The organism is Sphingomonas sp. BE123, assembly GCF_031456015.1.
GTDB lineage: Bacteria > Pseudomonadota > Alphaproteobacteria > Sphingomonadales > Sphingomonadaceae > Sphingomonas.
Map to the genome: position 1 here is coordinate 387,838 of NZ_JAVDTW010000002.1, position 13,990 is coordinate 401,827.

General features: G+C 67.8%; 15 protein-coding genes and 2 pseudogenes. 7 read left to right on the forward strand and 10 right to left on the reverse strand.

What is annotated here, in order from left to right:
* Positions 1–73: 73 nt before the first annotated feature.
* Together J2Y54_RS16185 and J2Y54_RS16190 are read left to right on the forward strand one after the other, a co-directional pair.
* Positions 74–478 (forward strand): annotated as a pseudogene (locus J2Y54_RS16185) (flagellin FliC); the annotation flags it as partial.
* A gap of 747 nt (positions 479–1,225) precedes the next feature.
* A pseudogene (locus tag J2Y54_RS16190) lies at positions 1,226–1,477 on the forward strand (flagellin); the annotation flags it as partial.
* A 293-nt stretch (positions 1,478–1,770) separates the two neighbouring features.
* On the opposite strand, the gene J2Y54_RS10140 reads toward J2Y54_RS16190, so the two are convergent.
* The 10 genes from J2Y54_RS10140 to J2Y54_RS10185 all read right to left on the reverse strand — a co-directional run bounded on the left by J2Y54_RS10140 (position 1,771) and on the right by J2Y54_RS10185 (position 10,210).
* Positions 1,771–3,159, reverse strand: a complete 1,389-nt coding sequence (locus J2Y54_RS10140; RefSeq protein WP_310039284.1) for a M20/M25/M40 family metallo-hydrolase — start codon at positions 3,157–3,159, stop codon at positions 1,771–1,773.
* Positions 3,160–3,216: 57 nt separating this feature from the next.
* Positions 3,217–3,570, reverse strand: coding sequence for a YbaN family protein (locus tag J2Y54_RS10145; RefSeq protein WP_310039286.1), 354 nt, complete (start codon positions 3,568–3,570; stop codon positions 3,217–3,219).
* Between the two features lie 184 nt (positions 3,571–3,754).
* The gene (locus J2Y54_RS10150) at positions 3,755–4,498 is read right to left on the reverse strand and encodes a FliA/WhiG family RNA polymerase sigma factor (RefSeq protein ID WP_310039287.1); all 744 of its coding nucleotides are present in this window, start codon (positions 4,496–4,498) and stop codon (positions 3,755–3,757) included.
* A complete protein-coding gene (gene flhA / locus J2Y54_RS10155) occupies positions 4,495–6,585 on the reverse strand; it encodes a flagellar biosynthesis protein FlhA (protein WP_310039290.1) in 2,091 nt (696 codons plus the stop codon). The genes J2Y54_RS10150 and flhA overlap by 4 nt, the downstream gene beginning before the upstream one ends.
* A 6-nt stretch (positions 6,586–6,591) precedes the next feature.
* On the reverse strand, positions 6,592–7,467 hold the full coding sequence (locus J2Y54_RS10160) for a lytic transglycosylase domain-containing protein (protein WP_310039292.1): 876 nt from the start codon (positions 7,465–7,467) through the stop codon (positions 6,592–6,594).
* Between the two features lie 174 nt (positions 7,468–7,641).
* A complete protein-coding gene (locus J2Y54_RS10165; protein ID WP_310039294.1) occupies positions 7,642–7,962 on the reverse strand; it encodes a flagellar protein FlgN in 321 nt (106 codons plus the stop codon).
* Positions 7,949–8,233 (reverse strand): flagellar biosynthesis anti-sigma factor FlgM, encoded by a 285-nt coding sequence (gene flgM, locus J2Y54_RS10170; RefSeq protein ID WP_310039296.1) that lies wholly within the window; start codon positions 8,231–8,233, stop codon positions 7,949–7,951. Before flgM ends, J2Y54_RS10165 begins: the two co-directional genes overlap by 14 nt.
* Positions 8,234–8,481: 248 nt before the next feature.
* Complete coding sequence (locus J2Y54_RS10175; RefSeq protein WP_310039298.1) at positions 8,482–8,988, reverse strand: flagella basal body P-ring formation protein FlgA; 507 nt, start codon at positions 8,986–8,988, stop codon at positions 8,482–8,484.
* Positions 8,985–9,527 carry a flagellar motor protein MotB gene (locus J2Y54_RS10180; RefSeq protein WP_310039300.1) on the reverse strand — a complete coding sequence of 181 codons (543 nt, stop codon included), beginning with the start codon at positions 9,525–9,527 and terminating at the stop codon, positions 8,985–8,987. Before J2Y54_RS10180 ends, J2Y54_RS10175 begins: the two co-directional genes overlap by 4 nt.
* Entirely contained in the window at positions 9,524–10,210 is a 687-nt protein-coding gene (locus J2Y54_RS10185) for a MotA/TolQ/ExbB proton channel family protein (protein WP_310039302.1), read from the reverse strand. The genes J2Y54_RS10180 and J2Y54_RS10185 overlap by 4 nt, the downstream gene beginning before the upstream one ends.
* A 223-nt stretch (positions 10,211–10,433) precedes the next feature.
* Between J2Y54_RS10185 and flgB the strand changes: the two genes are divergently transcribed.
* From flgB to flgF, 5 genes are read left to right on the forward strand one after another with little or no spacing between them, the layout of a single operon-like run.
* Complete coding sequence (gene flgB, locus J2Y54_RS10190; RefSeq protein WP_310041272.1) at positions 10,434–10,787, forward strand: flagellar basal body rod protein FlgB; 354 nt, start codon at positions 10,434–10,436, stop codon at positions 10,785–10,787.
* A gap of 3 nt (positions 10,788–10,790) precedes the next feature.
* Positions 10,791–11,204 (forward strand): flagellar basal body rod protein FlgC, encoded by a 414-nt coding sequence (gene flgC / locus J2Y54_RS10195; protein ID WP_310039304.1) that lies wholly within the window; start codon positions 10,791–10,793, stop codon positions 11,202–11,204.
* On the forward strand, positions 11,204–11,890 hold the full coding sequence (locus J2Y54_RS10200; RefSeq protein WP_310039306.1) for a flagellar hook capping FlgD N-terminal domain-containing protein: 687 nt from the start codon (positions 11,204–11,206) through the stop codon (positions 11,888–11,890). The genes flgC and J2Y54_RS10200 overlap by 1 nt, the downstream gene beginning before the upstream one ends.
* A gap of 21 nt (positions 11,891–11,911) precedes the next feature.
* Entirely contained in the window at positions 11,912–13,201 is a 1,290-nt protein-coding gene (locus J2Y54_RS10205) for a flagellar hook protein FlgE (RefSeq protein ID WP_310039308.1), read from the forward strand.
* Positions 13,202–13,227: 26 nt separating this feature from the next.
* On the forward strand, positions 13,228–13,971 hold the full coding sequence (gene flgF / locus J2Y54_RS10210; RefSeq protein ID WP_310039310.1) for a flagellar basal-body rod protein FlgF: 744 nt from the start codon (positions 13,228–13,230) through the stop codon (positions 13,969–13,971).
* The last annotated feature ends 19 nt before the right edge of the window (positions 13,972–13,990 follow it).

The window sequence follows — 13,990 nt, forward strand, 5'->3', positions numbered from 1 at the left end:
ACCCCTGTGGCGGCTCGGGCTCCTTCGCATTCAGGGGGGAACGGGGAGACGCCGGATTGAACGGAGACAAGACATGACTGTTATCGGAACGAACATCGCGAGCCTGCGTGCCGCGAACGCTTCGAAGACGGCGTCGGCCTCGCTGCAGACCGCCATGGAGCGTCTGTCGACTGGCAAGCGCATCAACACTTCGAAGGATGACGCCGCCGGCCTCGCCATCGCATCGACGATGACCTCGTCGATCCGCGGCATGAGCCAGGCGATCCGCAACGCCAATGACGGCGTCAGCCTTGCCCAGACCGCCGAAGGCGCGCTGAGCGAAGTCACCAACATGCTGCAGCGCATCCGCGAACTGTCGGTCCAGTCGGCGTCGGGCACCTATTCCGACAGCGACCGCACCAATCTTCAGTCGGAAGTGACCGCGCTGACCTCGCAGATCTCGTCGGCGCTTTCGACCACCAAGTTCAACGGCGTGTCGCTGTTCACCACGACCTCCGGCGGCGCCGGCACCACCACGACGATCCAGACCGGCTATAACTCGGGTGAGACGGTCGCGATCTCGATCGGCAACATCGATCTCAGCAGCATGTCGGCCGGCACCCGCGCCGCGACGCAGGCGGATGTCGATGCGGGTACGACCCGTGAAGCGACCGCTGACGATGTCACGGCGGGAGCGACCCGCGCGGCGACCGCCGCCGACGTCACCGCCGGCGCGACTCGCGTTGCAACGGCGGACGATGTCACGGCGGGCGCGACCCGCGCCGCGACGCAGGACGATGTCGATGCCGGCACGACGCGCGAAGCCACCGCTGCCGATGTGACGGCCGGCGTGACCCGCGCTGCCACTGCGGACGACGTGACGGCCGGCGCGACCCGCATCGCCACGCAGGCGGATGTCGATGCCAATCTGATGCGTCCGGCGACTCAGGAAGACGTCGATGGCGGCTTTGGCGGCAGCGTCGGCGATGACATCGCGGTTGCAGTGGGCGATGAGGTTCTGGCCGAGGAAGGCGACCAGATCGTCGTGAGCGAAGGCGATGAGATCACCGTCGCGGTCGGCGACCAGATCGCCGCCGAGGAAGGCGACATGATCGCTGCCGAAGTCGGCGACCAGATCGCGGCCGAAGTCGGCGATGATATCGTGGTGTCGGTCGGTGACGACATCGAGACGACCGGCCTGTCGGTTGCGACCGCGACTGCGGCGACCGCATCGCTCGCGACGATCGACGCGCTGCTGACCACGGTGAACACCGTCCGCGCCGGCCTTGGCGCCAGCCAGAGCCGTCTGGAATCGGTGGTCAACAACCTGACCAGCAACGTCACCAACCTGACCGAAGCGCGCAGCCGCATCGAGGACGCCGATTTCTCGGCCGAAACGACCGCGCTCGCCAAGGCCCAGATCCTGAGCCAGGCATCGACCGCGATGCTCGCCCAGGCCAACCAGTCGCAGCAGAACGTCCTTACGCTGCTTCGCTAAGCGTGTGCCGGTCGGGGCGTCGCCCCCCTGACAGGCGCCACGGCCGGTCACCCTTCCCTGTTGGAAGGGCATGCGAGGAAACCCCGGTGGTCGAAAGACCGCCGGGGTTTTTCGTTGTTTGTAGGGTCGCAGAGGGCGGCACTTATCCAATCCTCCCCCGCCAGGGGGAGGTGGCGCCGAAGGCGACGGAGGGGGAGGACGGCTGTGCGCTAGAGCCTTTTGCCGTCGTGCTTCCTCCCCCTCCGTCAGCTTCGCTGACACCTCCCCCTTGCGGGGGAGGATTATGGCAGTCCCTACTCCCCCGGCTTGCCGCCAGGGGTCCAGTCGGGACGATAGTCGCTGTCGGCCAGCCAGCGGACCGGGCCGATCAGCGACTGGACCGCGCGCGCCATGAACGGGATGTCGAGATTGGCGATCGTGTCCTGCGGCGAATGATAGGTCGGGGTTACCGCCCAGCCCGAAATGGTGTGCGCCACCACCCCGCGCAGCGCGAGCTGGTAATTGTCCGATCGCGCGAAGAAGTTCTGCTCCGGATACGGGTCCTTCGCCACCAGCGCGCCGCGTTCGACCAGCGCCGGGCCAAGCGTCGAGCGTTCGAACCCGGTCATCATCATCGTGCCCGCGGGTAGCTTGGGGTCCTGCGCCCCGATCATCTCGAAGGCGAGGTTGGCGACAATGTCCTTGAGCGGCACCGGCGGCGCGGCGGCAAAGGCGCGCGATCCGAAGCCGCCCATTTCCTCCGCGCCGAACGCGGCGAACAGGATGCCGCGCTTGTGGCGCTTGCCGCTGCTCATCGCATGGGCGAGTTCGAGCACCGCGGCAACGCCCGAGGCATCGTCGTTCGCGCCATACATCACCGTGCCGTCGGGCTGGACGCCGAGATGATCGACATGCGCCGCGAGCAGGATCACCCCGGCCGCCGGATCGGTGCCGGGCAGATAGCCGATCGCATTGGTCGTCTCGACCTCCTCGCGGATCAGCCCCGGCAGCGTCATGTCGACCGGCTTGCCCGCCGCCTTGGCCGCCTTGTCGAATGCTGCGGCGGGCAGCACGATCACCGACAGCCCGCCTTGGGGCGGCTGGCCGGCGAGATAGGAGGTCAGGCGCGGCTGCTTGCCGATCTGCTCCCACAATTTTGCGGTTGCCTCGCTCGCGCGCAGGACGAGCAGCTTGGCGCCCTTGCCGCGTGCGGCGCGGATCGCGGCGGACGGCGCCAGCGCGGGGTTGGACACGAACAGCACCTCGCCCGCCGGAACGCCGGCCGCGTCGGCACCGGCATAGAGCGTCGCGTTGCCCGTCACCCGGTCAGCGCCGCCGAGGATCAGCGTCGCGCCCTTCACCGCCTTGCCTGCGACGGTCAGTCCCGGTTCGCCCTCCAGCCGGGGGCGGACCACCTTGACCTTTTGCACATAGGAATCTGCGCCCGGCGCGGGCTGAAGGCCATAGCCCTGGAAGCGCGCGGCGACATAGGCGGCGGCAATCGCCTCGTCGCGCGTCGCGCTGCCGCGGCCCTGCAATTCGGGCCCGGCGAGGAAGCGGACATGCGCCGAAATCCATTCGGGCTTGACGGTCCAGTCGGTCGCGGGCGCGGCGCTCGGGACCGGCGCTGGCGCGGCGGTCTGGGCGATGGCAGGCGTGGCGAGCGCGGTGCACAGCAGCGCGGCGGCAAGAATACGCTTCATGGGGTCCCCTCAAACTGACCGCGCGACCCTAACGGGCACGCTCGACGGGGCAAGCGTTCAATCCTCGGGCCGGGTCCACAGCCATCCGCCGATCACCGCAGCCGCCGCGATCGGGATCAGCGGCCATGGCATCGCGGTGAGCACAAGCGTCAGCGCAATGCTGATGGCAAAGGCGATGGTCGCCGCGACCTTGCCCGAACGGCTGACCGCGCGCTTTTCGCGCCAGCGGAGGATATGCGGGCCGAAGCGCGGGTGATCGAGCAGCCGCTGCTCGAGCGCAGGCGAGCTGCGGGCGAAGCACCAGGCGGCAAGGATCACGAACACCGTCGTCGGCATCACCGGCAGGATCGCGCCGATCGCAGCGAGGCCGAGACACAGAAAGCCGGCGATCAGGTAGAGATGACGACGCACCGCCCTTGCCTAGCACGCCAGTCGCGAGTGTCTCGCAAAAACTCGATTTCTATCCTCCCCCGCAAGGGGGAGGTGGCGCCGAAGGCGACGGAGGGGGAGGAAGCACAGCGATCGAGAGGGCGTCGCCGTCCTCCCCCTCCGTCAGCTACGCTGACACCTCCCCCTGGCGGGGGAGGATTGGGGATTACCCCAACCGCCGCATCAGCCCCTTTTTCAACCGGTCGTGCGCGCTTTTCTTGATCTGGCAGACGCGCGCGGCACCGACGCCGAGCACCTGGCCGATTTCCTCAAGATTGAGTTCCTCGACATAATAGAGCTGGATCACCAGCTGCTCCTTCTCGGGCAGCTCCGTGATGGCCGCAATCAGCGCCGCGCGCTGGTCGGCCTCGGCCAACTGGTCGAACGCGTCGGGTTCGTCGGACATGAACCACGGGCCCTCGTCCGAATAGACGTCGTCGATCGGATCGAACCGCACTGCCTCGGCGCTGGCATAGTCGCTGCGCAATCTGTCGACGGTTACGCCCAGCTTCGACGCGACCGCCGCCTCATCGGGCCGCTTGCCGCTGTCGTCGGTCAGCGCGGTCACCGCATCCTGATAGGCACGGCGGCGCTTCATCGCGCCACGCGTCAGCGTCGCCTGGCGCCGCAATTCATCGATCATCGCGCCGCGCACGCGGGTGTGGAGATACTGGTCGAAGCTCACCAGGCCGCGATCCTCGAAGCTGCCCGCCGCCTCGACCAGCGCGACCAGCCCGATCTGCACCAGGTCCTCGACATCGATCAGCGTACTCATCGATCCATGGACATGCCAGGCGAGCCGGCGGACCAGCGGCATATGCTTGCGCACCAGCGCGTCCATGTCGCGCCGCGTATCGCCACGGCGATCATAGGTGATCGCGAACTCATTGGGGACGGGCTGATAGGTCATGCGGCAAGTGCCTCCGGTGCGCCGATCACGGCGACGACCTCGACCGACTTGTCCTCGGGCACTTCAAAGAAGCTCATCACCGGGGTGTCGGGCAGGACGGTGCGGACGAGTTTGCGGATCGCGATGCGGATCGTCGGCTGGACGACGAGGGCAAACGGCTTGGCTTCGGCGACGAGCGGCTGGGCGGCGCGCTGCAGCGCATCGACGATGCGGCGGCCAAGGTCGGGCTCGATCGTGTGGCGCTTCGACGGATCCGACCGGATCGCCTGCCCCAGCAGCGCCTCGAGCTGCCCCTCCAGCGTCATCACGCGCAGCGGTTCGCGCACCCCGCACAGCCGCTGGATGATCAGCGGGCCGAGTTCGGGGCGGATCAGCTCGATGATCTCGTCGGCATCGGCGCTGCGCTGTGCCGCAAGCGCGATCGCCGCGGCGATGCGGCGGAACTCCTTGAGCGGGATATTCTCCGCCAGCAGGCCGCGCAGCACCTGCGTCAGCGTCGTGATCGGCAGCGGGTTGGGCGAGAGCGAGGCGACCAGCTGCGCCGCGCGTTCGCGCAGGCCGTCGAGCAGCGCCTGTACCTCGTCCGGGCCGAGCAGGTCGGACGCGTTCTGGATCAGCGCCTGATTGAGGTGCGTCGCCATCACCGTGCCCGGATCGACGACCAGCCAGCCCTGACCCGTCGCGGCATCGGCATCGGCCGGCGAAATCCACATCGCGTCGAGGCCGAAGGTCGGGTCCTTGGCGGGCTTGCCCGGCAATGTGCCGACCGCCTGCCCGGTGTCGAGCGCCAGCATCTCGTCGGGCGAGACACTGTCCTCCCCGATCACCACGCCGCCAACGACGATGCGATAGGCATAGGGTGCCATGTTGATGTCGTCGCGCACCCGCACCTGCGGCACCACGAAGCCGAGTTCCTTTGACAGCTGACGCCGCACGCCGGTGATCCGGCCCATCAGCGCGCCGCCGCGGCGCTCATCGACCAGCGGGACGAGGCCATAGCCGATGTCAATCATCACCTGCATATTGTCGGTGACCTCGTCCCAGCCGATGCGCGAGGGATCGACCGCTTCGGCTTGCGCGACGGGTTCGGGGGCAGGTGGCCGCTTGCTCGCTTGCCACATCTTCCACGCCATGAACCCCGAACCGGCGGCGGCGGGGAGGATGATGAAGGCGGGCATGCCGGGCAGCAGGCCGAGCAGCGCGGTGATGACCGCGACCGGGGTCCAGGTCCGGTGGCTGCCGAACTGGCTGCCGATCTGGCCGGTCAGGTCCTGTTCCTTGTTCGACGAGACGCGCGTGACGATGGCCGCAGCGGCGATCGACAGCAGCAACGCGGGGATCTGTGCGACCAGTGCGTCGCCGATTGCCAGCAGCACATAGGTCTGCGCCGCTTCGCCCAGTGTCAGCCCATGGCTGACGGGGCCGAGGATCAGGCCGCCGATGATGTTGATGAACAGGATCAGCAGGCCGGCGACCGCGTCGCCCTTCACGAACTTGGACGAACCGTCCATCGCGCCATAGAAATCGGCTTCGGTCGACACCTCGATCCGGCGCGCCTTGGCTTCGTCAGGGGTGATCAGGCCGGCATTGAGATCGGCGTCGATCGCCATCTGCTTGCCGGGCAGCGCGTCGAGGGTGAAGCGCGCCGACACTTCCGACACGCGGCCCGCGCCCTTGGTCACCACGATCATGTTGATGATGATCAGGATCGCGAACACGAACAGGCCGACGATGTAGTCGCCGCCGATCATGAAGGTGCCGAACGCCTCGATCACATGCCCCGCCGCCGCTTCGCCCTCATGGCCGTGACCCAGCACGACGCGGGTCGAGGCAACGTTGAGGCCGAGGCGGAACAGGGTCGCGAACAGCAGCACGGTGGGGAAGGCGGAGAAGTCGAGCGGCTTCTGCGCATTCAATGCCACCATCAGCACGGCGAGGCTGATGATGATGTTCATGATGAAAAAGGCATCGAGCAGGACGGTCGGCACCGGCACCACCATCATCGCGACGAGCACGAGAATGGCGATCGGCAGTGCGAAGTTGCGCAGGCCCGGAAGGATACCGCCCTTGAGCGTGAATGCGTTCATTGCGGATCAGGCCCCCATCTGCGCGAGCATGAGATAGGCAAGCCGCGCCGTTTCCGGCGTCGGGCGCAGCGCATTGACGGTCGGCAGCGCCGATGCCTTGAGCCGCCCGGCGCTTTCGAGCCGGTCGAGCGTGGTCAGCCAGCCACGATCCTGGCCGACCGCGTCATTGCCGAGCACCACTTCGACATCCGCGCCCAGCGACGCGACGAGCGTCTGGAAGCGGGCGTCGAGGCTGCCCGATGCCGCGCCGGTCGCGCCGACCGCCGCTGCGCCCTTGTCCAGCTTCCCGGCGAAGCGCTCGTAAATCTGACCCAGCGAACGCTGCGAGCCATCGGCGGCGTAGAAGATGTTGCGATTGGCGCGCGCGGCGGCGGGGAACAGGCTTGCGGCGCCGCGCATGGGGTCGGCGTCCATGGCGCGCAGGAATTTGCGCGCGCCGCCAAGACCCAGGAAATGCGCCATGTACAGGTCGGTGCCGGTCGCCTCGCGCCCGAGCGATGCTTCCAGCGCGTCCTTGTTGTCGCTGGCATGTTCGGCGGCCATCAGCGACGCCGCCTGCGGATCGTTGCGCAGCGACAGGATCGCCTGGCGCGTCGCCGGGTCGGATACGGTGAAGCGGCCAGTGGCGGTCTGGCGGATGCTGTCCGCCGCCCAGCCAAGGCCATGTTTCTCGCCATGATCCTTGATCACGCCGAGCCAGCTTTGTTCGATGAATTGATACAGGCCGGTGGCGCTGGAGGTGCGCGCGCGCGCATCGGCGCGCATGCCGCTCTCGACCTGTGCCTGGCCGAGCAGATAGTTGAAGTCGATGCCGGTCTTCTGGCTCGCCGTCGCGATTGCCGTGGTGACGGTCGTTCGGGCTCCGATCGAAGGTACGGTCATAGGCCTTGCTTCTCATCCCCTGAGTCGGGACGAGATCAGCAAGAGCCGTGCCATTTTCTGTTAGAGGTTCGGTACCGGCCCGCTCCCCCACCCGGCCACCCACAGAATACACTGTCGCTGGGTGGCCGGGTGGGGGAACGGGCCGGTACCGCGCATCGCGTCAGCGATGCCTAGTCACCCATAACCACCGGCAAGACCCGGCCGGTAGGACGGCAAATCATTGCCGGTCAGTGCCGTCAGCCGCCGCCGCACATTGGCGGCCATCAGGTTGACATAGATACGGCAGCTTTCGTTCAGCCGATGCGCTTCCTCGGCCAGCGCCCTGAGTTCGCCCGACAGCGCGGGATCATCGTCATTGGCGGCCCCCACCGCCTCGATCCCGATCAGTTTCTCGCGCGTCGCCCGCTCCAGCGCGGCGACGTCATTCGTCTTCAGCGCGGCGATCTCGGCATGCAGCGCCTCGATCACCCGGATCAGGGCGTCATGCCGCGTCATTCGGATTCCACTGCAGCTTGAGCGCGAGCAGCCGGTCGGCGATGGTCGAGGGGACGAGCGGGAAATTGCCGTCGGCAATCGCCTTCTTGATCCGCGCGACCCGCTCGGCATCGACCGGCGCGCTGGCGGCGGCGGTCTGGGTCAGCGCTGCAGCAGCACTGGTCGTCGCGGTTTCGGTCGCAGTCTCCGCCGGGCGCACGGGCGCGGCGGCGGCCACCGGCGTGAGCCGGGGGGCTAGCGATGCAGGCTTGAAGCCGACTGGATCCACCATGTCTGCGACCCTCTTTCTGCGGACATACGCGGAAACGACGCTTCGACGGGGAGCTTTAGGAAAAAATGCGCGGGCGGCGAATTTTTCTGTCCCCGCACTTCACAATCCTCCCCCGCAAGGGGGAGGTGGCAGGCGCAGCCTGACGGAGGGGGAGGAAGCACGACGGCAAGAGGGGCAAGGACACGGCCGTCCTCCCCCTCCGTCGCCTTCGGCGACACCTCCCCCTGGCGGGGGAGGATTGGATTAGATCAATCCCCGAAACCGGGCAGCTTGGCGCGCCCGGGGGCCAGCGCGATGGCGGCGACCGGCGGGCGCTTGTCGTCGGTCTTGACCAGCACACGGGCGCCTACGGTCGCATCGGCCATCGCCAGCCCTTCGCGCGTGATCGAGAAGCCGGGCGCGCCCGCCTCAAGCATCACCGGATCGCCGCGGCGGATCACGAGTTCGGGCTTGGCCGCGACCGGCGCCGGTGCAGCGGCGGTCGGTGCCGCCTTGGGCAGCGCGTTGACCGGCACGAACACGCGCCATTGCTGCGGCCCCTGGCACCGGATCACCACCGCATCTTCGGCCGCCGAGCGCCAGCTGAGCTGCGGCGCATCGCACGCGGCGAGCTTGAGGCGTTTGTCCACGGCAGCGCGCGCGCCCCCCTCTGCCCCGATCGGGGCACCGGCGAAGCGTTCGACCAGCTGGTCGAGCGCCTCGGTCGACTGGAAGGTCGCGGTTGGACCGGACAGGGCGATCAGGAGTGCGATCATTGCGGATCTCCAGTTTGGTTTTCGGGATCGCCGGCAAATCCGACGGAGAGCGTCACGGCGCGGCGCTGGCCGGGCGCGACGCGCAGGATCAGGCGGTCGGGCGACACCGCGCCCTGTGCGACCAGCGCGACAGCGACCGCGCGCGCGCGGTCGGCGGCAAGGATGGCGGCGCTGCCGGTGCGGGGGTCGACATCGTCCTCGGGCGTGGTCGATCCGGTGATGGTGATGACCGTCCTTGTGTCGCGGGCGGCGTCGCGCGCCCAGGCCAGGGCCGCGCCCAGATCGGCGCTGGTGCCGCCGGGGGCATAGCCCTCGACCCGAGCCCGCGCGACCGCCATCGGACCGACTGGTGCGGGCATTTCGGCCCCAAAGCCGCTGCGCAGCCCGGCAAGCAGCTTGCTTCGATCGGCCTCGCGATGCGCCTGGAGCAGCACAAAAAAACCGACCAGCAGCAGCGCCAGATCGGCGAGCGTGATCAGCCAGACCGATCTGGCGGGGGCGATCTCGTCCCAGCTGTCCGGGGAGAGCGCCGCGCTCATGCGGCCAGCTCGCGCTTGCGCGCGCGTTCCAGCGTGGCAAGCCGCGCCAGCGGCGCTGCGACCCGCAGCCGCTCGGCCGCTTCGACCCGCGCGAGCCGCTTCAGCCGCGCGACGATCGGCATCGCAACCAGGTTGGCGAGCAGCGCGCCATAGAGCGTCGCGAGCAGCGCCACCGCCATCGCCGCGCCGATGCGGTCGGGATTGTCCATCGCGGCGAACATGCGGACAAGGCCAAGGACCGTTCCGATCAGGCCCATAGCGGGTGCAGCCTCGGCCACCCCGCTCCACAGTTCGATCACTGCGCGGTGGCGTTCGGCGCGCGATGCGGCGCGGTCGCGGACGATCGCGTCGATCTCGGAAGGGCTTGTGCCATCGACCGCCGCCGCGACCGCTGCCGCCATATCGGGGTCGTCGATCACCGACCGGTCGAGCGCGATCAGCCCGTGGCGCCTGGCGATCCGCTCCAGCGCCCCGGCCTGCGCGATCAGCGGCGCGGCGTCGAACGGGCGGCGCAGCAGCGTCCTTAGCGCGACCCCTCCGCGCGCGACATCGGCGAGCCGGTGGCGCAGCAGCACACTCGCCGCCGTCCCGCCCAGCACGATGGCGAGCGCCATCGGGTCGAGCAGCATGGCTGCGTCGAGCGGAGCCAGCGCGGTAAGGTCGGCGGGTGCGGCACTATTCATGTGCATGGGCTCTGCAAGCGCCGGGCCAAACGACGCGCGCCGCATGAAAGCCCGTCAGACAGGGCGACAACCGGCAAAAGCGGCAATCCCGCCGCCGCCGCCCGGCAATTCCTTGCCGCCCGCTTCGTCAGAACCGGCAATTGCGGCGATTTGCGGGCGCTTCCCGCAAACTGGCACGCCCATTGCTAGGAACCGTCCGAACATTGGCATGAGGACCGTTCAAATGGGCAGCAACAGTCTCTTCGGGGTGCACGGCGCGGCGCTTCAGGTGCGGTCGCAGCGCATGGGCGTGCTCGCGTCGAACATCGCGAACGCCTCGACCCCGGGCTTCAAGGCGAAGGACATCGATTTTCGCGCGGCGCTGAACGCGATCGAGACGCCGGGCATGGCGGGCACCGACCCGATCTCCGCTGCGACCAAATACCGTGTCCCGCTCCAGCCGAGCCTCGACGGCAACACGGTCGAGCTGGCCACCGAACAGACCGCGTTCGCGGAGAATGCCGTCGCCTATCAGACGACGCTCGCCTTCCTCAATGGGCGCATCGACACGCTCAAGCGCGCGCTGAAGGGAGAATAAGCCATGTCCGATCAGCCGCTTTCCATCTTCCAGGTCGCGGGTCGCGCCATGTCGGCGCAGCTCGTGCGGATGAACACCACCGCCTCCAACCTTGCCAATGTCGGCCAGGTCGCGTCCAGCCCGGGCGAGGCCTATCGCACGATGAAGCCGGTGTTCCGCACCGCGTTCGACGCGGCGAGCGGCATGGCCACGGTCGATGTCGAAAGCGTCGTCGCGGCGGGCGAAGCGCCGACCAAGCGTTACGATCCCGGCAACCCGATGGCCGACAAGGACGGCAATGTCTGGGAAAGCGCGGTCGATGAAACGCGCGAGCTGGTCGACATGATGGAGACCGCCCGCACCTATCAGAACAATGTCGAAGTGATGCAGACGGCCAAGACGCTGACCACCCAGACGCTCAACCTGGGACGCAGCTGATGACCGCTTTCGACACGACGCTGAGCAATCTCGGCATCGGCCGCACCGGCACGAGCAATCAGGCGAGCACCAATTCGCTGGGCTCGTCGGCGATGGATCAGTCCAACTTCCTGACGCTGATGACCGCGCAGATGAAGAACCAGGACCCGTTCGATCCGGTCGATAACACCCAGATGGTCGCGCAGATGGCGCAATTCTCGTCGCTCGCCGGGATCAGCGAGATGAACACGACGCTGCAGGCGATCGCCGCCAAGCTTGGCGCAACCAGCACCACCGACATGGTCAGCTGGGTCGGCCGCACGGTCCTGACCGAAGGCAATGTCGCCTATCCGCGCACCGACGGGTCGCTCGCCGGCATGATCGAACTGGGTGCCGAAGCCGCCGAGGTCAATGTCGTGATCGAGGAGCCGAACGGCGAGATCCTCAAGAGCGTGGCGCTCGGGTCGGCACCCGCCGGACGCACCGAATTCGAATGGGACGGCACCACCGACACCGGCGAACCGGCGGGCGATGGTCCCTTCACCATCCGCGTCGCCGCACGCGACGCCAATGGCGCCGCCGTTGCCGCGCAGCCGCTCGTCTGGGCCCCCGTGACCTCGGTCGCGATGGGCAGCGACGGCAACCCCATCCTTACCCTGCCTGGCATCGGCCAGGTGTCCACCACCGCGATCCGCCAGATCGGCTGAGTCGAAACAGGAGCCTAATCGATGTCCTTCTACACCTCGCTCTCGGGTCTTCAGGCGGCGCAGACCGACATGTCGACCATCAGCCACAACCTGTCGAACGTCTCGACCAACGGGTTCAAGAAGAGCCGCACCGAATTCGCCGACGTGATCGCGTCGAGCGTGTCATTGAACCCCAACCAGATGATCGGGTCGGGCACGGTGGTAAAGGCGATCCGCCAGCAATTCGGGCAGGGCGGGATGCAGCAATCGGCCTCGAGCCTCGACATCGCGGTCGCCGGCGACGGCTTTTTCGCGGTCAAGCCGAGCCTGGATGCGGCGGGGGTCAACTTCACCCGCAATGGCAGCTTCCTGGTCGACAGCAACCGCTACGTCACCGACTCGCAGGGCGGCTATCTTCAGGTCTATCCGGTCGACGGTTCGGGCGCGGTCGTCGCGACCGGCCTCGGCTCGACCGTGAACCTGCGCCTGCCGCAGACCAGCGGCGTGCCGGAGGCGACCGAGAATGTCGCGCTGTCGCTCAACCTGTCGGCCTATTCGGCGGTGCCGTCGCAGGCTTCGCGCTTCGGTCCGGATACGCCCTATGCGTTCGACCGCTTCGATCCGGGCACCTACAACAATTCGACCCAGACCACGATCTACGATGCCAGCGGCAACCCGCTGACCATGACCAGCTATTTCGTGCGCGAGACGACCGACGCGCCGTCGACCTGGTCGGTTTACACCTTTGTCGGCGACAGGCAGCTCGGCACCGATGCGGCCAATCCGCAGCCGGTGACGCTGACCTTCGACGCCAGCGGCGCGCTGACCGACCCGACCGCGCCGACCCAGTTCGCGCCGTTTACCGTGGGATCGAGCACGACCGAACAGAGCATCGCGCTCGATTTCGGCTCGGCCACCAGCCAGCTCGGCGCACCGTTCAGCGTCAACAGCCGCAGCCAGGATGGCAAGGCGGTCGGCCAGCTCGATGGCGTCACGGTGGGTGAAGACGGCATCGTCCGCGCCAGCTTCTCCAACGGCGACAGCCTGGCACTGGGCAAGGTGGCGCTCGCCAACTTTTCCAACCCCTCGGGGCTGCGTCAGCTCGGCAACTCTACCTGGGCCGCGACCGGCCTGTCGGGCGAACCGCGGCTGGGCGAACCGGGCGTCAACGGCTTTGGCGGGCTGATGGCGGGCGCGATCGAGCGCTCGAACGTCGACATCACCGAGGAACTGGTCGGGCTGATCGCGGCCCAGCGCAACTTCCAGGCGAACGCCAAGGCGCTCGATACCGCCAGCCAGATCTCGCAGACCATTTTCAACATCCGCAGCTGATTTCAGCAATTTAGGAGGCATTCGCGATGGATAGACTCGTCTACACCGCCCTGTCCGGCCTCAAGGGCCAGATGCAGGCGCAGGCGACGATCGCGAACAACATCGCGAACGCCTCGACCATCGGCTACCGCGCCGACCGCATCAATTTCGAGCGTCTGCTGGTGCAGGGCGACGGGCATGACAGCCGCCAGCCCAGCGTCGAGACGGTGGTCGACATGGACCGCCGCGCGGGTGCGATCACCCAGACCGGGCGCGGGCTCGACATTGCGATCACCGGCGAAGCCTGGCTCGCGGTGCAGGCGACCGATGGCAGCGAAGCTTACACCCGGCGCGGCGACCTGCGCGTTGCGCCGAGTGGGGTCTTGGAAACCGGCGACGGTTTCCCGGTGATGGGGTCGGGGGGCCCCATCACCGTGCCGCCGCACGACAAGATCATGATTGCCGCCGACGGATCGCTGTCGATCGTCCCGCCCGGCGCCGATCCGGCCCAGCCGCCGCAGGTGATCGACCAGCTCAAGCTGGTCAGCGATGCCGGCAGCCGGACGGTCAAGGGGCTGGACAATCTGCTCCATGTTCGGGGCGGGGGCGCACTGCCGCAGGATCTCGACGCGACGGTGATGTCCGGCGCGCTCGAAGGATCGAACGTCAACCTCACGCAAGCACTGGTCGACATGATCGAGAACCAGCGCAGCTACGAGGTGCAGGCGAACCTGCTCCGCGACGCCAAGGCGATGGACGAGAGCGCCGCGTCCTTGATGCGCGTCAGCTAAGCATTCTCAGGAAGGATTA